Here is a 19,798-nt window from a genome sequence, read left to right as displayed (position 1 = left end):
CCGCGCATGACCCGCCATTCGATCGCCGTCGTCGCGTTCGACCGCATCAGCCCGTTTCACCTCGCGGTGCCGTGCATCGTGTTCGGCGAGGAGCGCGGCGGGATCGGCGTGCCGTCGTTCGACTTTCGCGTCTGTGCCGCCGAACCGCACGCGCTCGCGACATCCGCGGGCTTCACGATCGCGGCCCGGCATTCGCTCGATGCCCTCGCCGACGCCGATGTGATCATCGTGCCGTCGTGGCGCGATCCGGACGAGCTGCCGCCCGCTGCGCTGCTCGATGCGCTTCGCGCGGCGCACGCACGCGGCGCGCATATCGTCGGGCTGTGCCTCGGCTCGTATGTGCTCGCGGCGGCGGGCCTACTCGACGGCCGCGCGGCCACGACGCACTGGGCGTGGGCCGATGATTTCGCGCGGCGCTATCCGCGCGTGCGGCTCGATCCGAACGTGCTCTATATCGACGATGAGAACATCACGACCTCGGCCGGCACCGCGGCGGGACTCGATTGCTGCCTGCACGTGCTGCGCAGGCTGGCGGGCTCGCACGCGGCGAATCAGGTGGCGCGCCGGCTCGTCGTGCCGCCGCATCGGCAGGGCTCGCAGGCGCAATTCATCGACGAGCCGATTCCCGAACGCCAGAACGGCGAAAAGCTTGCCGGACTGCTCGACTGGCTGCGCGCCAATCTGCAAACGGATCATTCGCTCGATGCGCTCGCCGCGCGCATGGCGATGAGCCGTCGCAACTTTACGCGGCGCTTTCGGGAAACGACGGGCGCGACGGTCGGCGCATGGCTCGTCGGGCAACGTATCGCGCTCGCGCAGCGCTTGCTCGAAGATACGGACCTGCCGATCGATCGCATCGCGGAACGAAGCGGCTTTCGCACCGGCGCGACGCTGCGCCAGCAGTTCGCAGAGACGCTGAAGACGTCGCCGTCGGCTTATCGACGGGCGTTTCGCGGGACGTAGCCGGTCATTGCAGCCCGATGTGCTGCGCGAAATACGCGAACAGCGCGACGCACACGAGCATCACCGCCCAGGCCCAGATGGGCAAGCCGAGCGGATGCGGATCGTGGGAATGATCGCGCTCGTGATGCCCGAAGGCATGTCCGTGCAGACGATGCCGCAGCACGCCGCTCGCGTGGGCATCGGCGGACGGTGCGCGCATCGCGCCGGGGCGACGCGAGAATGCCGCCGACATCGCGCTCGGCCGCAGGAACACGTGCCGGCGTTCGGCGCGCTCGCCCGCCGCGCGCATCGACGGCAAGGCGTGCTTCGCGCGCACCACTTCGCAGAATTCGGCGAAGAATTCGTCGGCGCCTTCGCGCAGCGCGTTTTCGATCTGGCGTGCAGGCAGGCCGGCGAGCGGCCCCGAGACCGTCGCCCAGACGGTGTATTCGATCCAGGTCGCGCCGCCGCCGTCGTCCGGATTCAACGCGACCGCGATCTGTCCGCGCAAGGAGCCGACGCCCTCGCCGCGCGCCTTGAAACTCAACGTGCGGGCGTACACGGCATCGTCGGATTGGGCGATCTCGCTTTCCACATGCCCCGCCTGACGCGTGCGCCCGGCGGCATGCGCGCGGATCTCGTAGCGCGCCCGCAGCGCGCCGAGCGGCACGGTCAGCGTGAGGACATACTCGCCGCCGGGCGTGCGCGTGAACGACTCGCAATTGTCGAGGCTCGCGCGCAGCAGCGCGAGATCGGAGAGCGCCTCCCGGACATGCGCCGGGTCGAGCGGAACGCACAATGCATCGGTGACTTCCATCCGAGCCTCCGGCAAAAGGATCGCATGCGTTCGTTATGGCTGAGCGGGCGCGAGGTGTCTGTTCGGCTGCGCGCCTATGACGTTTCGTCGATACGATCGACACGCGAAACGTAAAACGCGAGATAGCCCTTGATTTTCACGGCGGCGTCGAGCGGCGATTCGTAGCTCCACGCGGCGTTCTCCACCGGGCCGTCTTCGGTCAGCAGATGATAGTGCGTGGCCTCGCCCTTGATCGGGCACTGCGTGGTGTGGATGGAGCGTTCCAGACGCGCCATGTTCACGTCGGCGCGCGGGAAGTAGTGCACGTTTTCCGCACCCGGCTCGATGAGCGTGAGGGACGCGTGCGTATCGGCGTAGGTCACGCCCTGATGGATCACGCGGCAGCGGCGGCCATTCAGCGTGATCTCGATGTGATGCGCCGTCTGGTGCCCGTCGTTCAGTTCCGTGCCCATCGTGCTGCCCCTCCCGCGTGAAAACCGACATCCCAAGAAAAAGCCACGAGTCATCGAGACGCCCGCGGCTTAATTATGAGACAAACTTCCGATTCTGCGTGAGCGCTTTCGATGCCCCGGGCGTATCCCCTTTGGACGCTCGCGCTTACTGAATGTTCCAGTGGAACGCCGCCTTGGCCTTGCCGGGCCCGGCGATCGTCACTGCCTGCTTTTTCTCCTGATCCTTGTACTTCGCGTAGACCGTATAGCTGCCCGGCGGCAGCTTGACGAGCATGTAAGGTCCCATCGACTCGGCGGAAAGCGCTTCGCCGCCCTTGCCATCGACGATGCGTACGTGCACACCCGAGAGGTAATCGGCGGTCGGGCCCGTGAAGCGCAGCGACAACGGCCAGTGCGCCTGTTCACGCAACAAGGCGCGCGACTCGTCGAGGCCCACGCCGCCCGACGTATAGGAGACGTCGCCTTGCTGCTGAATTTGCGGCAGACCGCCGCCGTTGGTGTTGCCCGCGCTCGACATGTCGCTCGTCGTGCCGCCCGATGCCTGCGCCCAGGCGCCGCCCGCCATGCCGGCGCTCATCGCCGCAACGAGAACTGCGGCCGTCAGCCTGCACGTGGTCTTGTTCGTCATGTTTTTGCTCCTTAGTCCGATGCCGCCGCGCCCGGGAGCCGGCGGCGTCACGCCCGATGCGTCGATTTCACGCGATGGGGCACCAGGGAACCGTGGAGCATGGTTCGTGCCCGCATCGCGTGGACCAGCGCACGCGCGTCAGCCGAGATCGACCGGAACGAAGATCTGGGCATCGTCGCGCTGGATCAGCAGCGCGATGCTGTCGCCCGCGCGCTGGACCATCGACTTCAACTGTTGCACCGACGTGACCGGCTGGCCGTTCACGGCGAGAATCACATCGCCCGGCTGGATTCCCGCGTTCGCCGCCGCGCCGTTCGACTGCTGCACGAGCAGGCCGCGCGAGAGCGAATCGCTCTGCTTCTCTTCCGGCGTGAGCGGGCGCACCGCGACGCCCAGACGCGCGTCCTGCGCCGATGCGCTGTCGTCGCCGCCCGTGTTCGCGCTCGCGGTCTTCGCATCCTTCAGCGCGCCGATCGTCACGGAGAGCTCCTTCGCGCCCTTGTCGCGCCACACCGTCACTTTCGCGGCGGTGCCCGGCGAGAGGCCCGCGACCTGCGACGGCAGCGAGGTCGAATCGGTCACCGGCACGCCGTTCAGCGCGGTGATCACGTCGCCCGGCTGCAAGCCGCCCTTCGCGGCCGGTCCGCCCGGCTCGACCGAACTCACGAGCGCGCCTTGCGGCGACTTCATGCCGAACGAGTTCGCGAGCGTCTGGTTCATGCCCTGCACCGTCACGCCGAGACGGCCGCGATCGACGTGACCCGTCTTGATGAGCGCGTCCTTGACCTTGATCGCCTCATTGATTGGGATAGCGAACGAAAGGCCCTGGAAGCCGCCCGTCTGCGAATAGATCATCGAGTTGATGCCGATTACTTCGCCCTGCAGATTGAAGAGCGGACCGCCCGAGTTGCCCGGATTCACGGGCACGTCGGTCTGGATGAACGGCGTGTAGTTTTCGTTGGGCAGCGCGCGCGACTTCGCGCTGATGATGCCCGAGGTCACGGTGTTGTCGAAGCCATACGGCGAGCCGATCGCGACGACCCACTGGCCGACCTTGCTGCCGTTGGGATCGCCGATTTTCACGGTCGGCAGGTCCTTCGCGTCAATCTTCAGCACGGCGACATCCGATTGCTTGTCGGCGCCGATCACCTTCGCGCGATATTCGCGCTTGTCCGTCAGCTTCACGGTGACGACGTTGGCGTTGTCGACGACATGCGCGTTCGTCAGGATGTAGCCGTCGCTGCTTACGATGAAGCCGGAGCCGAGACCTTCGCTCGGACGATCCGCGCCGGGACCGCCATCGCCGCCGCCGAAGCCGGGCATGCCGCCGAAGCGCTTGAAGAACTGGTAGAGGGGATCGTCCGGATCCATCGGCAATTGATTCTGGCTGCGGCGATTCGACGTCTGCTTGACGACGTGCTTCGCGCTGATGTTCACCACGGCCGGACCGTAGGTTTCGACGAGACCGGAAAAGTCAGGAATGCCAGTTTTTGCCGCGGCTTCGGCGGGCATCATCGCCGCCGCGGCTGGCGCGATGACCTGCGGCGCCGGCACGTTGTTGTGTCCAGCCACGTAGCCCGCCGACAAGGCAACTGCAACGGCCGCTGCGACGGCGCTGCGGGTGAGGATCTTCGCTTTCATCGTGTGCTCCTGACGAGGGGATGCGCTCTTGAAATAGCGCGCTGATTCGATGGAGCAAGATTACGGGGTGTCGCTTAATCCTTTCTTAAAAAACGAAAAAGGGCGTCTGTTCCCGCGAACAGACGCCCTTCGTAATGCTGCTTGCTTATACGTGAGAGACGCCACGAACGCGGCATCAGAACGTCACGATGACCTTGAGCCCGCCCGCTTCCGATTGTCCGAGCGACACTACTGCACCGTGCTGAACCGCGATGCGACGCACGATCGCGAGACCGAGCCCGCTGCCCGCCACGTCGGTGCGTGCGCGATTCGCGCCCTCTCCCACGCGATAGAATCGGTCGAACACGCGTTCGCGTTCTTCTTGCGGGATGCCCGGCCCGGTATCGGAGATTTCGACGACAGAACGCCCGTCCCGCGACATCAGGCAGACGTCCACGCGTCCACCTTTGGGCGTGTACTTCGTCGCGTTATCGATGAGATTGTTGAACATCACGCGCAGCGAATCCGCATCGCCCTTCACGGTCGCCGGCTCGCTCGCTTCGATGCCGAGATCGACGCCGCGCTCCTGCGCCACCAGCACATAACCGCGCACGCATGCTTCGAGCAGTTCCCGCAAATCGACTTGCGTCTCGACGCCCTTGCCGTCGGGCTCCGATCGCGCTAGCGCGAGCAATTGTTCCGCGAGCCGCGTGGCGCGCGCGATGCCTTCATGCAGATCTCCGAGCGCTTCGCGGCGCGTTTCGTCGTCCTGCGCGCGCGCGACGAGCTGCGCCTGAATCTGCACGGCCGCGAGCGGCGTGCGCAGTTCATGCGCGGCATCGGCGACGAAGGCTTTTTGCGTATCGAGCGCAGCCGACAGCCGCGAAAGCAGCGCATTCAACGCGCGCACGACCGGCCGCACTTCCTGCGGCAGACGTTGATCGGAGAGCGGATCGAGCGCCTCGGGATGACGCGTATCGAGCGCGCGCGTCACGCGCTGCAAGGGCGCGAGTCCGAGCCCGACGATCACCCAGATCGCGAGCCCGAGCAGCGGCAGCAGCAGCACGAGCGGCCACAGCGTGCGCCACGCGACGCCTGCCGCGACGCGATTGCGGATCGACAGCGGCTGCGCGAGCTGCACGACGTTGTCGCCGACGATCGCGCTATACACGCGCCATTCGCCGCGCGGCGTGGATTCGGTGGAAAAACCCAGTTCGGCGTGCGGCGCGAGCGGCACGCGCGGATGCGAGTAGTACATCAGCACGCCGTTGCGATTCCAGATCTGGATGACGACGCCCTCGTCGCTCTCGCTGCGCGAACTCAGCACCGAAGAAAACGGCTCCGACGGCAGCGCGGCCGCGATCTGCTGCAACTGGTAATCGAAGAGTTCGTTGGCTTCCGCGAGCGCCTGCCGATAGATGAGCCATCCTGCAAAGCCCACGCCGACGATCACGAGCGCGAGCAGCCAGATCAGCAATTGCCGGCGGATCGACCGCATCAGGCGTCCTTCGCGACCATGTAGCCTAGGCCACGCACGTTGCGGATGAGATCGGCGCCGAGCTTCTTTCTCAGCGAATGGATATACACCTCGACGGTGTTGCTGCCGATTTCCTCGCCCCAGCCGTAGATCTTTTCTTCGAGCTGGCTCTTCGACAGCACCGCGCCGGGCCGCGCCATCAGCGCTTCGAGCAGCGCGAATTCACGCGCCGACAGCGATACCGGCGCGCCCGCGAGCGTCACCTGATGACCGACCGGATCGAGCGTCAGTTCACCGTGCCGCACGAGCGACTCGCCCCGCCCCGCGTGCCGGCGGATGAGCGCACGCATACGCGCGCCGAGCTCGTCGAGATCGAAGGGCTTGACGAGGTAATCGTCCGCGCCGGCGTCGAGCCCTTTCACGCGATCCGCGATGGCGTCGCGCGCCGTGACGATCAGCACCGGCAGCGAGTTGGCGCGCGCGCGCAATGTCTTCAGCACGTCGAGGCCGTCGCGTTTGGGCAGACCGAGGTCGAGCAACATCAGGTCGTAAGACTCGCCCGTGACCGCGGTCAGCGCGGCCTCGCCGTCCTGCACCCAGTCGACTGCGAAGCCGTCCGCGCGCAGCGCCTTGCGCACGCCTTCGGCAATCATCCGGTCATCTTCGACAAGCAGGATTCGCATGGCACATGTCTGTTCGTGGTTACATGGGCGGCCTCAAAGCCGCGACCCATTGTAGCCGCGCAGGCTCGCCACAGGCTTAAACGGGACTTAACCGCGCGGATCGTCCACTTTCGGAAGACAACGACGTGTCGCGCCCGATTCCGCATCGCCCGGCGGCGATTTTCCGCCCGTACGATTTCCGCAAGGCAGCTTGTCTACAATAGCCGCTTCCCGCGCGCCGCCGCCCGTCATCAGCCCCAATAACAACGCTCGTCCATGCCGCCTGTTTTTCGTTCCGTGTCCTCCCGTCTCTCTTCCTTCGCGCTCGCCGCAGCCTTCGCATGCGTCGCGCTCGGTCATATGCCGGATGCACATGCGCGCGGCGGCGGCTCGAAGGCCGATTCGCAAGGTCACGCGCCGCAGCGCGCGGCAATCGGCGGGGCCAAGTCGAAGCGCGCGAAGGCCGAGCGCGCCGCTAAGGCGAGCGTGCCCGCCGGTCCGCTGCCCGCATCGGTGATGACGGCGCTCGCGCACGCGCACGTGCCGCTTTCGTCGATGAGCGTCGTCGTGCAGCGTGTCGGCGCGCCGCTGCCGCTCGTGTCCGTCAACGCGAACGAGCCGATGCTGCCCGCCTCGACGATGAAGCTCGTCACCACCTACGCCGGCCTCTCGATGCTTGGCCCGGACTATCGCTGGAAAACGACCGCGTATGCCGACGGCGAAGTCGATGCGCAGGGCGTCCTGCACGGCAATCTGTATATCCAGGGCACCGGCGATCCGAAGCTCGTGCCGGAAGAACTGATCGATCTCGTCGAGCAGGTGCGCAAGAACGGCATCACGGGCATCGACGGCGCGCTCGTGCTCGACAAGCGCTACTTCGACGCCTCCACGCGCGATCTGCCCGCCTTCGACAACGATGATTCCGCGCCCTACAACGTCGGCCCGGACCCGCTGCTGTACGCGTTCAAGTCGCTGTCCTTCACGCTGACGCCGAGCCCCGACGGACAAGTCGCCATCGACGTGCTGCCGCAACTCGCGCAGTTGCAGATCGACAACGAACTGCGCGTCACGCGCGGCGCGTGCACCGGCTCGCTCCAGGCGGCGTCGCCGAGCGTCGCGCAGACGCAGGGCGGCTTCGTGCAGGCATCGTTCATCGGCGACTATCCGTTGCGTTGCGGCTCGCGCACGATCAACGTCGCCGCGCTCGATCACTCGACGTTCTTCGCGGGCGGCTTCCTCGCGCTCTGGAAGCAGGCGGGCGGCACGTTCCAGGGCGCGACACGCGAAGGCGCGACGCCGTCGAATGCGCGGCTCGTCGGCACGCATCGGAGTCCGGTGCTGTCGGACGTCGTGCGCGACATCAACAAGTTCAGCAACAACGTGATGGCGCGCAACCTGTTCCTCACGATCGGCGCGGCGCAAGCGAAGCCGCCCGCGACGACCGCGAAATCGGCAACGGCGATCCAGGCGTTCCTGAAGCGCAGCGCCCTGTCGATGAGCGGCTTGACGCTCGACAACGGCTCGGGTCTTTCGCGCGACGAGCACATCTCCGCGAGCTCGCTCGCCGATCTGCTGATGGCGGCGAACGCAAGTCCGGTCGCGCAGGTGTTCGTCGAATCGCTGCCGGTCGCGGGCGTCGACGGCACGATGCGCAACCGTCTCACCAACGCGGGCGCGCTCGGCAATGCGCACATCAAGACCGGCACGCTGCGCGACGTGCGGGCGATCGCGGGCTACGTCGGCGCGGCGAACGGCGAGAGCTATGTCGTCGTGAGCTTCATCAACGATCCGCGCGCCGAAGGCGCGCGCGCCGCGCACGATGCGCTGCTCGAATGGGTCTACGAAGGCGCGCGCAAGCCGGGCGCGGCGGATTGAACGGCGCTCGCGGTATCGGCTGAGCACGCCGTCCGCGGGCACGGACGCCCGAACGGACCGAAGATTTCTTCTACGAAGTGACACCCGGGAAGATGCGCGCGGCGTGTACGCTGTCGGGCACGCCGCTGGCCCGGTGCGGGTGTGCATCGGGCGGGCGTGCGGCATCGCTTAAACTCGCAGGTACGCGGCGTGCGGATCGCACAAGGTCAGGCGCCGCAATCGAACTAGAAAACACCGAAGAAGGGAGACGAGGTCCATGAAGAAGCAACGCTCGACGCGCGCCGCACTGGTGCGCTTTGCCCAAGTCGCGACGGCCAGCGCGGCCTTTGCCCTGATCGCCGCGTGCGGCGGCGGCGGCGATGACAACAATTCCACGCCGGCGGGCGGCGTGAAGCTGCAGATCGTTTCGTTCGGCGACAGTCTTTCCGATGTCGGCACGTATGCGCCGGTCGCGGCGGCGAACTTCGGCGGCGGCCGATTCACGACGAATCCGGGTCAGGTCTGGGTGCAGAATGTCGCGCAGTATTACGGCGACACGCTCACGCCCGCGATGACAGGCGGCTTCGGCACGCCGCCTGCCGTGCAGGCGGGTCTCGGTTACGCGCAGGGCGGATCGCGCGTGACGAATCCGATCGGCATCGGGCACGCGACGACCGATCCGGCGAACTACACGCAGGCGCTGACGGTTCCGGTCGTCACGCAGCTTTCGAACTATCTGTCGGCACACGGCAGCTTCAATTCGAACCAGCTCGTCATCGTCAACGGCGGCGCGAACGACATCCTGTTCAATCTGCAGGCCGTGCAGGCGGGTCAGCTTACGCCGACCGCGGCTACGGCGGCGATCGTTCAGGCGGCGATCGATCTCGCGGGCGTGATCGGCAAGGTCGTGCAGAGCGGCGCGACGCACGTGCTGGTGTCGAACGTCCCCGATATCGGCACGACGCCGCAGGGCATGATGAGCAACGCGACGACGCGCGCTTTGCTCTCGCAGGCGTCGCTCGGCTTCAATCAGGCGCTGGCGGCGGCGCTGACGCAAAGCGGGCTGATGTCGAAGGTCATTTACCTCGACATCGTTCCGCCGCTCGCCAATATCACCGCGAATTTTGCGCAGTTCGGCTTCACCGTGTCGAACACCGGCACGGGCTGCAATCTGCAGGCGATGGCCGCGGCGGCGCAGAAGTTCGGCGAGCCGAACCCGCAGGCTTTCGCGACCTCGCTGTTCTGTTCGCCGGAGACGCTGACGGTCGCAGGCGCGGATCAGACGTACATGTACGCCGATACCGTGCACCCGACGACGCATCTGCACGCGCTGTATGCGCAGACGGCTGAGCAGACGATCGCGAAGTCGGGCTTGGGTAAGTAAGCGGGCTCTTTGGGTCGTAAATGGAAAACCGCCCGGCGATCTCTCGCCGGGCGGTTTTGTTTCGAGGCCTGAAAAAGCGATGAGTTACGGCGCGCGCAATCACGCTTCCTCTTCGAACGCCGCCGCCGCCCTCCCCAGCCGATCGTTCACCGCGACCCACTCCACCGTCTCCGGCAGTTTCTCGATCAGAATCCGCTCGACATTCGCCCGATCCAGCGCACGCAACAAGCCGTACAAGTTGCGCGCATAACTCTGCGGATCTTCCGGCGCGGCGACGAAATGCACATGCCCCGCGTGCGCCCATTCGCCCGCGCTCGACGGCCGGGCCACCAGCGCGACTCGTCCGCCACCCGATCGATCGAACGCCGCGAGCAACGGCTCGATCGACGCAAACGGCAGCAACGCCAACGGCGTACGCGGCGCGTAATGCGCCTTCAGCGTCCCCGAGGCGCGCGGCGCCGTGGCATCCGACCCATCCGGCAACCTCGGCGCAATACCGATCACATCCGCGATCTGCCGCGGACTCACATGCCCCGGCCGCAGCAGCGCCGGAAATCCGCGCGACAGATCCAGAATGGTCGATTCGATGCCGACGTCCGCCGCTCCGCCATCGAGCACATGCACCGCGCCGCCAAACTCGTCGCGCACGTGCTGCGCGGTCGTCGGACTGACATGACCGAAGCGGTTGGCCGAAGGCCCCGCGACGCCGCCCTGCTTGCCGGTGCCCATCCGCCGCTCATGAAACGCCGACAGCAGTTGCTGCGCCACCGGATGCGACGGACACCGCACGCCGACCGAATCCTGGCCGCCGCTGACCGCCGCCGGAATATGCGCCGCGCGCTTGAGAATCAACGTCAACGGGCCTGGCCAGAAGGCATCGATGAGCTTCTGCGCGTCGGCGGGCAGCTCGCGCACCCAGTAGCCCGGATCGGCTTCGGGCGCGAGGTGCACGATCACCGGATGATTCGCCGGACGGCCCTTCGCCGCGTAAATGCGCGCGATGGCGTCGGGATTCTCGGCGTCGCCGCCGAGCCCGTAGACCGTCTCGGTCGGAAACGCGACGAGTTCGCCCGCGTCGAGCAAGGCGGCGGCTTCGTCGATCTGCGCCGCGCTCGGATAAATGATGGTCATCGCTTCTACTACAAAGGCTCAGTCGAGCGGGATATGCAGCATGCGCGCGCAGTCGCGCGCCGCCGTGCGCGCTTCCTCGAGCGTCGCCGCCGTGAAGTTGATGTGGCCCATCTTGCGGCCCCGGCGCGCATCTTCCTTGCCATACAGATGCAGCCGCGCGGCCGGCATCGCCGCGACTTCCGTCCATGCGGGCGAGCGGGCCTTGTCGCCGTCGAACCAGATATCGCCGAGCAGGTTCAGCATCGCGGCGGGCGAATGCTGGCGCGTATCGCCGAGCGGCATGCCGGTCATCGCGCGGACCTGTTGCTCGAACTGGCTCGTGGCGCAGGCATCGACCGTGTAGTGGCCGGAATTGTGCGGACGCGGCGCCATTTCATTGGCGATGAGCGTGCCGTCTTCCAGCACGAAGAATTCGACGCACAGCACGCCGACATAGCCGAGCTTCGCGGCGATGGTGAGCGCCGCGTCCTGCGCCTGAGCGACGAGCGATGCCGACGCATCGGGCGCGGGCACGACCGTCTTCGCGAGAATGCCGTTCACATGCACGTTCTGCGCGAGCGGGAACACCGCCGACTTGCCGTCGCCGCCGCGCGCGATCAGCACGGACACTTCGTACTTGAGCGGCATGCGCTTTTCGAGCACGCACGGCACGCCCGACAGCGATGCATACGCGTTGCGCACGTCCGCGACGTTGCGCACGCTGACCTGTCCCTTGCCGTCGTAGCCGAGACGCGCGGTCTTGAGAATGCCCGGCAGCACCGCCGCGATTTTATCGTCGGGCAGCGCGGCGAGCGCCTGCGGCGATTCGATCACGACATGCGGCGCGACCGGCACGCCCGCCGCCGCGATGAAGCGCTTCTCCGCGACGCGATCCTGCGCGATTGCCACGCAGCCCGCGGCCGGACTCACGAACGTGCACGACGCGAGAAATTCGAGGCTTGAAGAAGGCACGTTCTCGAATTCCGTCGATACCGCCGCGCACAGGCGGCCGAGTTCGGTGAGCGCGGCGCGGTCGTCGTAGGCGGCGCGGATGTGGCGATCCGCGACGGCGCCGGCGGGGCTCGTCTCGTCAGGATCGAGCACGGCGACGCGATAGCCCATCGATTGCGCGGCGAAGCAGAACATGCGGCCGAGCTGGCCACCGCCGACCATGCCGAGCCATGCGCCCGGCAGGATGGGAGAGATCGGGGAATTTTGTGGGTTCATCGTGGGCTTGGGTGGCTGGCTGTGGGCATCAGCGATTGCGCGGCGCGCGGTCCGCGCGCGGGGTCATCAAAGCGGCGGCAGCGCCATGTCCCGCGCCGCCTGATTCTGCTTCACACGGAATGCGGCCAGCGCGTCGGCGTATTTCGCCTCGGCGACGCTCAACATCGACACCGCGAACAGCGCCGCGTTCGCCGCGCCCGCCTCGCCGATGGCGAAGGTCGCGACCGGCACGCCCTTGGGCATCTGCACGATCGAATGCAGCGAATCGACGCCCTTCAGATACTTGCTCGCCACCGGCACGCCGAGCACCGGCACGGTGGTTTTCGCGGCCAGCATGCCCGGCAGATGCGCCGCGCCGCCCGCGCCCGCGATGATCGCGCGCACGCCGCGCTCACGCGCGCTTTCGGCGTAGGCGAACATCTCGTCCGGCATGCGATGCGCCGAGACGACTTTCGCCTCGTACGGCACGCCGAATTCCTGAAGCATCGCGACGGCGTGCTTCATCACGTCCCAGTCGGAACTGGAGCCCATCAACACGCCGACGAGCGGCGCTTCGTGCGTGTGGGCGCCGGTCTGTACTTCGCTCATTCCTTTTCCCTTGAAATGCGCGTGCCGCTTCCCTGAAGCGGCACATATCGGATTACGACAAAGTCTTGCCCGTGAGGCGCTGCAACGCTTCCTGATACTTTTCCGACGTCTTCGCGATCACGTCGTCGGGCAGCTTCGGCGCGGGCGGCTCCTTCTTCCACGGTTGCGTTTCGAGCCAGTCGCGCACGAACTGCTTGTCGAAGGACGGGGGATTCGTGCCGACCTGATAACCGTCGGCGGGCCAGAAGCGCGACGAATCGGCGGTCAGCACTTCGTCCATCAGGAACAGCTCGCCCTTGTTGTCGAGGCCGAACTCGAACTTCGTATCCGCGATGATGATGCCGCGCGTCGCCGCGTACTCGGCCGCTTCCTTGTACAACTGGATGGAGATGCGCTTGATCGTCGCCGACAGCTCCGTGCCGATGCGTCGCTCCATCTCATCGTAGGTGATGTTTTCGTCGTGATGACCCATTTCGGCCTTCGCCGCGGGCGTGAAAATAGGCTCGGGCAGTTTCTGCGCGTTCTGCAAGCCCGGCGGCAGCTCGACGCCGCACACCGCGCCCGTCGCCTGATAGTCCTTCCAGCCGCTGCCCGCGAGATAGCCGCGCACGACCGCTTCGACGAGAATCGGTTCGAGCCGCTTCACGACGACCGCGCGGCCCGTCACCTGCTCGACTTCTTCGGCGGCGACGACGGTCGAAGGATCGATGCCCGTGTTGTGGTTCGGCACGATGTGACCGAGCTTCTCGAACCAGAAATCGGCCATCGTGTTGAGCACGCGGCCCTTGTTCGGAATCGGCTCGCCCATGACGACATCGAATGCGGAAAGGCGGTCGGTCGTAACGATCAGGAGCTTGTCCTGACCGACTGCGTAATTGTCGCGGACCTTGCCGCGGCCGAGCAGCGGCAGCGATTTGATCGTGGATTCGTATAGCGTGGACATCGTCATGTACCGGAAGGGTTCTGAAATGGTGAACGCCGCGCTTCGCCTTCGAGCGCGGAAAGAGAGAAAAAAAGCGAACGGGCTCCGAACCCGGAACCCGTTGATTTTACTTTACAAATAACGCCTGGCTCAGATCAGGCTTATTTCGCGCTCATTTCACGATCTGCGCGAGCGCGCCGGACTTGTACTTCTCGGCGATCTTGTCGAGCGAAACCGGCTTGATCTTGCCCGCCATGCCTTCGCAACCGAACTGCATGTAGCGCTGACGGCAGATTTCCTTCGCCGCTTCGCGCGCGGGCTTGAGGTAATCGCGCGGATCGAACTTCGACGGATTTTCGAACAGATAGCGGCGAATCGCGCCGGTGATCGCGAGGCGCAGATCGGTATCGATGTTCACCTTGCGCACGCCGTGCTTGATGCCTTCCTGGATCTCTTCGACCGGCACGCCGTAGGTTTCCTTCATGTCGCCGCCGAATTCGCGTATCTCAGCCAGCAGTTCCTGCGGCACCGACGACGAGCCGTGCATCACGAGGTGCGTGTTCGGAATGCGCTGGTGAATTTCGCGGATGCGGTCGATGGCGAGGATATCGCCCGTCGGCTTCTTCGAGAACTTGTACGCGCCGTGCGACGTGCCGATCGCGATCGCCAGCGCATCGCACTGGGTCTGCTTCACGAAGTCGGCGGCCTGCTCGACATCGGTGAGAAGCTGCTCGCGCGTCATCGTGCCTTCGGCGCCGTGGCCGTCTTCCTTGTCGCCCTTCATCGTTTCGAGCGAGCCGAGCACGCCCAGCTCCGCTTCGACGGTGACGCCGATCGAATGCGAAAACTCCACGACCTGCTTCGACACCGCGACGTTGTATTCGTACGACGCGACGGTCTTGCCGTCGGCTTCGAGCGAGCCGTCCATCATCACGCTGGTGAAGCCGGAGCGGATCGCGGCCATGCACACGGCCGGCGACTGGCCGTGATCCTGATGCATCACGACCGGAATATGCGGATACGACTCGACGGCCGCTTCGATCAGATGACGCAGGAACGCTTCGCCCGCGTACTTACGCGCGCCGGCGGACGCCTGCATGATGACGGGCGCGTTCACTTCGTTCGCGGCCGACATGATCGCCTGCACTTGTTCCAGATTGTTGACGTTGAATGCCGGGAGGCCGTAGCCGTGTTCGGCCGCGTGATCCAGCAGTTGACGCATTGATACGAGAGGCATTGTGGTGAAACTCCATGATGTGAAACGAATTCTGCAGCGCGCTCGATTCCGCTCTCGGGCGGTTTTCGGCTTTATCGTTGCGTGGACTGACGCATCGGTCTGCGTCGTCTTGCGCGCTTGAGCGAGCGCCCGCCGCTGCTCGCGCGGCGGGCGCTCCGGACTTCCCGAATACGCTTAGAAGTGGTCGCCCACACGCACGATCTTCAGCGTGTTGGTGCCGCCCGCCTGACCCATCGGCTCGCCGACGGTGAGCACGACCATGTCGCCGCGCGCCGCGTAGCCCTTCGACACGACCACTTCGAGCGCCTGATTCAGCGCGGTGTCGCGGTCCATGTTGGTATCGACGTGCAGCGGCGTCACGTTGCGGTACAGCGACATCGTGCGCTCGCTCGACACGCGCGGCGTCAGCGCGAAGATCGGCACGTGCGTCCAGTGACGCGACATCCACAGCGCGGTCGAGCCGGATTCGGTCAGCGCGACCACGGCCTTCGCGCCCAGGTGATACGCGGTGAAGAGCGCGCCCATCGCGATGGACTGGTCGATGCGCGTGAACGTGCGGTCGAGGAAATCGCGATCGAGCTGCGACTCTTCCGACTTCTCCGCTTCGACGCAGATGGCGGCCATCGTTTCGATGGTCGTCACCGGATACTTGCCTGCTGCGGTCTCGGCGGAGAGCATCACGGCGTCGGTGCCGTCGAGCACGGCGTTCGCCACGTCCGACACCTCCGCGCGCGTCGGCACGGGCGCGTGGATCATCGATTCCATCATCTGCGTGGCGGTGATCACGAGCTTGTTCGACTCGCGCGCCATGCGGATCATGCGCTTTTGCAGCGCCGGCACCGCCGCGTTGCCCACTTCCACGGCGAGATCGCCGCGCGCGACCATGATGCCGTCCGATGCGTCGAGAATGCCCTGCAACGCCGGAATCGCTTCGGCGCGCTCGATCTTCGCGATCATCTTCGGCTTGATGCCGTACGGCGCGCCCGCGATGTTCGCGAGCTGACGCGCCATCTCCATGTCGGTTGCGTTCTTCGGGAACGACACCGCCACGAAGTCCGCGCCGAGCGACATCGCCGTCTTGATGTCCTCCATGTCCTTCTCGGTCAGCGCGGGCGCGGTGAGGCCGCCGCCCTGGCGGTTGATGCCCTTGTTGTTCGAGAGCTCGCCGCCGACCTTCACCGTCGTGTGGATTTCCTCGCCGATCACGCGCGTCACGTCGAGCACGATGAGACCGTCGTTGAGCAGCAGCACGTCGCCCGCGCGCAGATCGCGCGGCAGATCCTTGTAATCGAGGCCGCAGCGCTCGTTGTTGCCGAGCGGACAGTTGGCGTCGAGGATGAACGGATTGCCCGCGACGAGCATCGTCTTGTTGTTCTCGAACTTGCCGACGCGGATCTTCGGGCCTTGCAGGTCCGCCATGATCGCGACTTCGCGGCCCACCTGACGCGCCGCCTCGCGGACGATTTCGGCGCGCTGGCGGTGGTCGTCGGCGGTGCCGTGCGAGAAGTTGAAACGTACGACGTCGAGACCCGCCTGCAGCATTTGCAGCAGGATGTCAGGGCTCGTGGAAGCCGGGCCGATGGTGGCAACAATCTTTGTAGCGCGATGCATGGAATTCCTCGTCTCAGTAGGATCGCCCGTAACTACGCTGCGAGCACGTTGCGCTTGCGGCGAGGTGTTGCTCACCGGTTGCGCGCGCGCGCCGGATCGTGCCGGCGTCGCTTTGTCGATTTCTTTCAGGGCATGGGCGGGCAGGCCGCCGATGATGACCGGAGGCGTCGGCGGCACTGCGGCCGCGGCTTCGCCTTCGGGTGATGCCTGATCGGGTTGAGCCGCTTCCGCGATCGCCAGGGCTGCTTCAGCGGCGGCATCGAGCGCGCCGCTGTCGATCACGTCCTGCGTCACTTCGTCTTGCGCGCCGCCGGCTGCTTGCGCGCCCTTCTTTCCTGCTTTCGCCGGATTGCTTCGGGCCGTCAACGCCTTAAGCCCGCGACTCGAGCACTTCCACCGCGGGCAGCGTCTTGCCTTCCAGGAACTCCAGGAACGCGCCGCCGCCGGTCGAGATGTAGCTCACCTTGTCGGCGATGTTGTACTTCGCGATGGCCGCGAGCGTGTCGCCGCCGCCCGCGATCGAAAACGCCGACGAGCTGGCGATCGCCTGCGCGAGCGTCTTCGTGCCGTTGCCGAACTGGTCGAACTCGAACACGCCGACCGGGCCGTTCCAGACGATCGTGCCGGCCGTTTCGAGCTGCGCCGCGAGCGCCTTGGCCGTATCCGGGCCGATGTCGAGGATCAGGTCGTCGTCGGCGACATCCGCGACGGGCTTGATTTCCGCCTTCGCGGTCGGCGCGAATTCCTTCGCCGTCACGACATCGCTCGGAATCGGCACCGATGCGCCGCGCGTGCGCGCCTGCTCGATGATTTCCTTCGCTTCGTCGACGAGATCGGCTTCCGCGAGCGACTTGCCGATCTTGAGACCCGACGCCAGCATGAACGTATTCGCGATGCCACCGCCGACGATCAGCTGATCGACCTTCTCGGCGAGCGACTTCAGAATGGTGAGCTTGGTCGACACCTTCGAGCCCGCGACGATCGCGACCAGTGGACGCTTCGGGTTGCCGAGCGCCTTGCCGAGCGCGTCGAGTTCGGCGGCGAGCAGCGGGCCCGCGCACGCGACAGGCGCGTACTTCGCGATGCCGTGCGTCGTGGCTTCGGCGCGGTGCGCGGTGCCGAACGCGTCGTTCACGTAGACATCGCAGAGCTTCGCCATTTTTTGCGCGAGGCCGTCGTCGTTCTTCTTCTCGCCCTTGTTGCAGCGGCAGTTTTCCAGCAGCACGACGTTGCCCGGCTGGACCTGAACGCCGTCGACCCAGTCGGCGACGAGCGGCACGTCGCGCCCGAGCAGTTCCGACAGACGCGCGGCGACCGGCGCGAGCGAGTCTTCCGGCTTGAACTGGCCTTCGGTCGGACGGCCCAGATGGGACGTGACCATCACGGCCGCGCCCGCGTCGAGGGCGGCCTTGATCGCCGGGACGGAGGCGCGCACGCGCGTGTCTTCGGTGATGTTGCCGTTATCGTCTTGCGGCACGTTGAGATCCGCGCGGATGAACACACGCTTGCCGGAGACTTTGCCTTCGGCGATCAGATCGGTGAAACGCAGTACTTTCGTCATGGGAGTCAACGTAGGTAAAGAAGCGGTTCGGGCGGGGACGGCCGTCGGGGCGGCCGGTTCGTGGAGTCGCCGCGTGCGGGCCGCCGGGCAGGACGGCTCGCGCGCGGATCAGGCTGGAGGCGAAGGCCGCGCGGTAAAGCCGAACGCGCGTGCCGGAAGCGGGAGAAAGGGATCGGACAGATGAATCCGGAGATGCGCGCGAGACCCGCTCGGGCGCAGCGACGCAGCCGGGAGCGGCGGATTGGAAAATCGTAGCGCGGTGACTGCCGGACACACTTTCGACCTCGCTCACTCGGGAAAGACCATCATTTTAACCGATCGCCTTGACGGCTTTTAGCGGGCAATCGTTGATGACGCGTATTTGGCGACGACGCATTCATCACGCTCGGCGACTTCACGCCGCGAGCCGCAGCAGCGTGAACACGAGCATGCCGACGGCGATCGTGCCCATCATGCCGCGCCGCCACAAGTAGTATGCGAGCCCGGCCGCCGACGCCCACAGCGCATGATTCGACAGTGCGAGCGAAATGCCCGTGGACGTCTCCAGCAGATCCGGCACGACGACGCCCGCGAGCGCCGCGGCGGGCGCGTAGCGCAGCACGCGCTGCACGCGCGGCGGCAGCACCATGCGCTCGCCGCCGATCAGAAAGAGCGCGCGCGTCACCGCGGTGACGAGGCCCATGCCGAGAATCGCGAGCCAGACGTGCAGCGCGCTCATCGGAGAGGCCTCGTCGCGGCGGGCTTGTCGTCCTTGTCGCCGGCGACGGGCTTCGGTCCGGTGCGCTCCGCGATCACGTCCGCGAGCGTACCCGCGAACAGCGCCGCGAACACCGCGAGCGGCAGGCCGAAGCGATACGGCAGATCGAACGCCAGCAGCGCGACCACACTGGCGACGGCGACGGCCGCGAGCGTCGAGCGCGTCGCGATCGCCGAAACGATGAGTGGAATCAGCGCGAGCGTGCCCGCGAGTTCGAGGCCCCAGTTATCGGGGATCAGGCTCGCGAGCAGAATCCCGATCACCGACGAGCTCTGCCACGACAGCCAGCTCGACACCGCCAGCCCCCAGAAGAACGCTTCCTTGCCGGGCTGCCAGCCGACCGGAAAATTGCGCTTCGAAAACATCAGGTAGATGATGTCGCCGTTGAAATAGCCGAGCAGCAGGCGGCGCTTGAGCGGCAGATAGGAGAAATGCGGCGCGAGCCCCGCGCTGAAGATGACGAAGCGCAGGTTGACCATCGCGGCGGTCAGGAGAATGGTCCAGAGCGGCAGCTTCGCGGCGAAGAGCGGCAGCACCGCGAGTTGCGACGAGCCCGCGTACACCGCGAACGACATGCCGAGCGCCTGCGGCACGGTCAGCACGGACTTCGTCATCGCGATGCCGGTCACGAGACCCCAGGAGAACGTCGCCAGGACGGCGGGCGAGAAGGTGCGCACGCCCTCGAAAAACGCGCGGCGATTCGTGTCGGACAGCCGGTCGAGCATGAGCGAATGCGAGGCGAACAGGACAACCCGTGATGCCATTGCGCGGCCTCGATCGATTGCGCGATGGATCGGGAAAAACCGGGAAAATCGGAAATGGTGAGCTTCGCCGTTTCGTTCCGCTTTTTTTCAGCGGACGGCGAAAGGGAAATTATAGCGTCGTGAAAGGCGCTCCAAGATCGGTTTCGTCGCGAAAAGACGCTAAAATGACGGTCTTTCGCTGCCTT

18 protein-coding genes are annotated in these 19,798 nt (G+C 66.0%); 3 read left to right on the top strand and 15 right to left on the bottom strand.

Annotated elements, in window-relative coordinates:
• The first annotated feature begins 6 nt into the window (after positions 1–6).
• A complete protein-coding gene (locus tag QCE73_RS02750) occupies positions 7–963 on the top strand; it encodes a helix-turn-helix domain-containing protein (protein WP_309879669.1) in 957 nt (318 codons plus the stop codon).
• Positions 964–967: 4 nt separating this feature from the next.
• On the opposite strand, the gene QCE73_RS02745 is transcribed toward QCE73_RS02750, so the two are convergent.
• The 6 genes from QCE73_RS02745 to QCE73_RS02720 all read right to left on the bottom strand — a co-directional run bounded on the left by QCE73_RS02745 (position 968) and on the right by QCE73_RS02720 (position 6,619).
• Entirely contained in the window at positions 968–1,759 is a 792-nt protein-coding gene (locus QCE73_RS02745) for an SRPBCC domain-containing protein (protein WP_309879668.1), read from the bottom strand.
• A 74-nt stretch (positions 1,760–1,833) separates the two neighbouring features.
• Positions 1,834–2,211, bottom strand: a complete 378-nt coding sequence (locus tag QCE73_RS02740) for a DUF427 domain-containing protein (RefSeq protein ID WP_035497836.1) — start codon at positions 2,209–2,211, stop codon at positions 1,834–1,836.
• Between the two features lie 145 nt (positions 2,212–2,356).
• Positions 2,357–2,839 (bottom strand): carboxypeptidase regulatory-like domain-containing protein, encoded by a 483-nt coding sequence (locus QCE73_RS02735; RefSeq protein WP_309879667.1) that lies wholly within the window; start codon positions 2,837–2,839, stop codon positions 2,357–2,359.
• A gap of 138 nt (positions 2,840–2,977) precedes the next feature.
• On the bottom strand, positions 2,978–4,480 hold the full coding sequence (locus tag QCE73_RS02730) for a DegQ family serine endoprotease (protein WP_309879666.1): 1,503 nt from the start codon (positions 4,478–4,480) through the stop codon (positions 2,978–2,980).
• 175 nt (positions 4,481–4,655) lie between these two features.
• Positions 4,656–5,957, bottom strand: a complete 1,302-nt coding sequence (locus QCE73_RS02725) for an ATP-binding protein (RefSeq protein WP_035497833.1) — start codon at positions 5,955–5,957, stop codon at positions 4,656–4,658.
• Positions 5,957–6,619: a response regulator gene (locus QCE73_RS02720; protein ID WP_035497832.1), complete on the bottom strand. Its 663-nt coding sequence runs from the start codon at positions 6,617–6,619 to the stop codon at positions 5,957–5,959. The genes QCE73_RS02725 and QCE73_RS02720 overlap by 1 nt, the downstream gene beginning before the upstream one ends.
• A gap of 255 nt (positions 6,620–6,874) precedes the next feature.
• Between QCE73_RS02720 and dacB the strand changes: the two genes are divergently transcribed.
• Positions 6,875–8,473 carry a D-alanyl-D-alanine carboxypeptidase/D-alanyl-D-alanine-endopeptidase gene (dacB, locus tag QCE73_RS02715; protein ID WP_309879665.1) on the top strand — a complete coding sequence of 533 codons (1,599 nt, stop codon included), beginning with the start codon at positions 6,875–6,877 and terminating at the stop codon, positions 8,471–8,473.
• Positions 8,474–8,729: 256 nt separating this feature from the next.
• Positions 8,730–9,836 carry an SGNH/GDSL hydrolase family protein gene (locus QCE73_RS02710; RefSeq protein WP_035497830.1) on the top strand — a complete coding sequence of 369 codons (1,107 nt, stop codon included), beginning with the start codon at positions 8,730–8,732 and terminating at the stop codon, positions 9,834–9,836.
• 99 nt (positions 9,837–9,935) lie between these two features.
• Here the strand turns inward: QCE73_RS02710 and QCE73_RS02705 are convergent, their stop codons facing one another.
• The 9 genes from QCE73_RS02705 to QCE73_RS02665 all read right to left on the bottom strand — a co-directional run bounded on the left by QCE73_RS02705 (position 9,936) and on the right by QCE73_RS02665 (position 19,574).
• Positions 9,936–10,967 (bottom strand): L-threonylcarbamoyladenylate synthase, encoded by a 1,032-nt coding sequence (locus QCE73_RS02705; protein WP_309879664.1) that lies wholly within the window; start codon positions 10,965–10,967, stop codon positions 9,936–9,938.
• Between the two features lie 18 nt (positions 10,968–10,985).
• On the bottom strand, positions 10,986–12,173 hold the full coding sequence (locus QCE73_RS02700) for a 5-(carboxyamino)imidazole ribonucleotide synthase (RefSeq protein ID WP_309879663.1): 1,188 nt from the start codon (positions 12,171–12,173) through the stop codon (positions 10,986–10,988).
• Positions 12,174–12,239: 66 nt separating this feature from the next.
• On the bottom strand, positions 12,240–12,761 hold the full coding sequence (gene purE / locus QCE73_RS02695; protein WP_035497827.1) for a 5-(carboxyamino)imidazole ribonucleotide mutase: 522 nt from the start codon (positions 12,759–12,761) through the stop codon (positions 12,240–12,242).
• 52 nt (positions 12,762–12,813) lie between these two features.
• On the bottom strand, positions 12,814–13,704 hold the full coding sequence (locus QCE73_RS02690; protein WP_309879661.1) for a phosphoribosylaminoimidazolesuccinocarboxamide synthase: 891 nt from the start codon (positions 13,702–13,704) through the stop codon (positions 12,814–12,816).
• 151 nt (positions 13,705–13,855) lie between these two features.
• The gene (gene fba / locus QCE73_RS02685) at positions 13,856–14,920 is read right to left on the bottom strand and encodes a class II fructose-bisphosphate aldolase (RefSeq protein ID WP_035497826.1); all 1,065 of its coding nucleotides are present in this window, start codon (positions 14,918–14,920) and stop codon (positions 13,856–13,858) included.
• A 174-nt stretch (positions 14,921–15,094) separates the two neighbouring features.
• On the bottom strand, positions 15,095–16,897 hold the full coding sequence (gene pyk, locus QCE73_RS02680) for a pyruvate kinase (protein ID WP_309879660.1): 1,803 nt from the start codon (positions 16,895–16,897) through the stop codon (positions 15,095–15,097).
• Between the two features lie 4 nt (positions 16,898–16,901).
• Positions 16,902–18,092 (bottom strand): phosphoglycerate kinase, encoded by a 1,191-nt coding sequence (locus tag QCE73_RS02675; protein WP_035497825.1) that lies wholly within the window; start codon positions 18,090–18,092, stop codon positions 16,902–16,904.
• Positions 18,093–18,486: 394 nt separating this feature from the next.
• Complete coding sequence (locus QCE73_RS02670) at positions 18,487–18,810, bottom strand: AzlD domain-containing protein (RefSeq protein ID WP_238209858.1); 324 nt, start codon at positions 18,808–18,810, stop codon at positions 18,487–18,489.
• The gene (locus QCE73_RS02665) at positions 18,807–19,574 is read right to left on the bottom strand and encodes an AzlC family ABC transporter permease (RefSeq protein ID WP_309881892.1); all 768 of its coding nucleotides are present in this window, start codon (positions 19,572–19,574) and stop codon (positions 18,807–18,809) included. The genes QCE73_RS02670 and QCE73_RS02665 overlap by 4 nt, the downstream gene beginning before the upstream one ends.
• Positions 19,575–19,798: the final 224 nt, after the last annotated feature.

Source organism: Caballeronia sp. LZ029, assembly GCF_031451275.1.
Classification (GTDB): domain Bacteria; phylum Pseudomonadota; class Gammaproteobacteria; order Burkholderiales; family Burkholderiaceae; genus Caballeronia; species Caballeronia jiangsuensis.
This window is presented reverse-complemented; position numbering and strand designations above follow the sequence as displayed.

What these genes read in the sequence shown, in the direction of transcription:
- QCE73_RS02750 (WP_309879669.1), top strand. Translation starts at nt 7, where the DNA reads ATGACCCGCCATTCGATCGCCGTCGTCGCGTTCGACCGCATCAGCCCG.
- QCE73_RS02745 (WP_309879668.1), bottom strand. Translation starts at nt 1,759, where the DNA reads ATGGAAGTCACCGATGCATTGTGCGTTCCGCTCGACCCGGCGCATGTC.
- QCE73_RS02740 (WP_035497836.1), bottom strand. Translation starts at nt 2,211, where the DNA reads ATGGGCACGGAACTGAACGACGGGCACCAGACGGCGCATCACATCGAG.
- QCE73_RS02735 (WP_309879667.1), bottom strand. Translation starts at nt 2,839, where the DNA reads ATGACGAACAAGACCACGTGCAGGCTGACGGCCGCAGTTCTCGTTGCG.
- QCE73_RS02730 (WP_309879666.1), bottom strand. Translation starts at nt 4,480, where the DNA reads ATGAAAGCGAAGATCCTCACCCGCAGCGCCGTCGCAGCGGCCGTTGCA.
- QCE73_RS02725 (WP_035497833.1), bottom strand. Translation starts at nt 5,957, where the DNA reads ATGCGGTCGATCCGCCGGCAATTGCTGATCTGGCTGCTCGCGCTCGTG.
- QCE73_RS02720 (WP_035497832.1), bottom strand. Translation starts at nt 6,619, where the DNA reads ATGCGAATCCTGCTTGTCGAAGATGACCGGATGATTGCCGAAGGCGTG.
- dacB (WP_309879665.1), top strand. Translation starts at nt 6,875, where the DNA reads ATGCCGCCTGTTTTTCGTTCCGTGTCCTCCCGTCTCTCTTCCTTCGCG.
- QCE73_RS02710 (WP_035497830.1), top strand. Translation starts at nt 8,730, where the DNA reads ATGAAGAAGCAACGCTCGACGCGCGCCGCACTGGTGCGCTTTGCCCAA.
- QCE73_RS02705 (WP_309879664.1), bottom strand. Translation starts at nt 10,967, where the DNA reads ATGACCATCATTTATCCGAGCGCGGCGCAGATCGACGAAGCCGCCGCC.
- QCE73_RS02700 (WP_309879663.1), bottom strand. Translation starts at nt 12,173, where the DNA reads ATGAACCCACAAAATTCCCCGATCTCTCCCATCCTGCCGGGCGCATGG.
- purE (WP_035497827.1), bottom strand. Translation starts at nt 12,761, where the DNA reads ATGAGCGAAGTACAGACCGGCGCCCACACGCACGAAGCGCCGCTCGTC.
- QCE73_RS02690 (WP_309879661.1), bottom strand. Translation starts at nt 13,704, where the DNA reads ATGTCCACGCTATACGAATCCACGATCAAATCGCTGCCGCTGCTCGGC.
- fba (WP_035497826.1), bottom strand. Translation starts at nt 14,920, where the DNA reads ATGCCTCTCGTATCAATGCGTCAACTGCTGGATCACGCGGCCGAACAC.
- QCE73_RS02675 (WP_035497825.1), bottom strand. Translation starts at nt 18,092, where the DNA reads ATGACGAAAGTACTGCGTTTCACCGATCTGATCGCCGAAGGCAAAGTC.
- QCE73_RS02670 (WP_238209858.1), bottom strand. Translation starts at nt 18,810, where the DNA reads ATGAGCGCGCTGCACGTCTGGCTCGCGATTCTCGGCATGGGCCTCGTC.
- QCE73_RS02665 (WP_309881892.1), bottom strand. Translation starts at nt 19,574, where the DNA reads ATGCTCGACCGGCTGTCCGACACGAATCGCCGCGCGTTTTTCGAGGGC.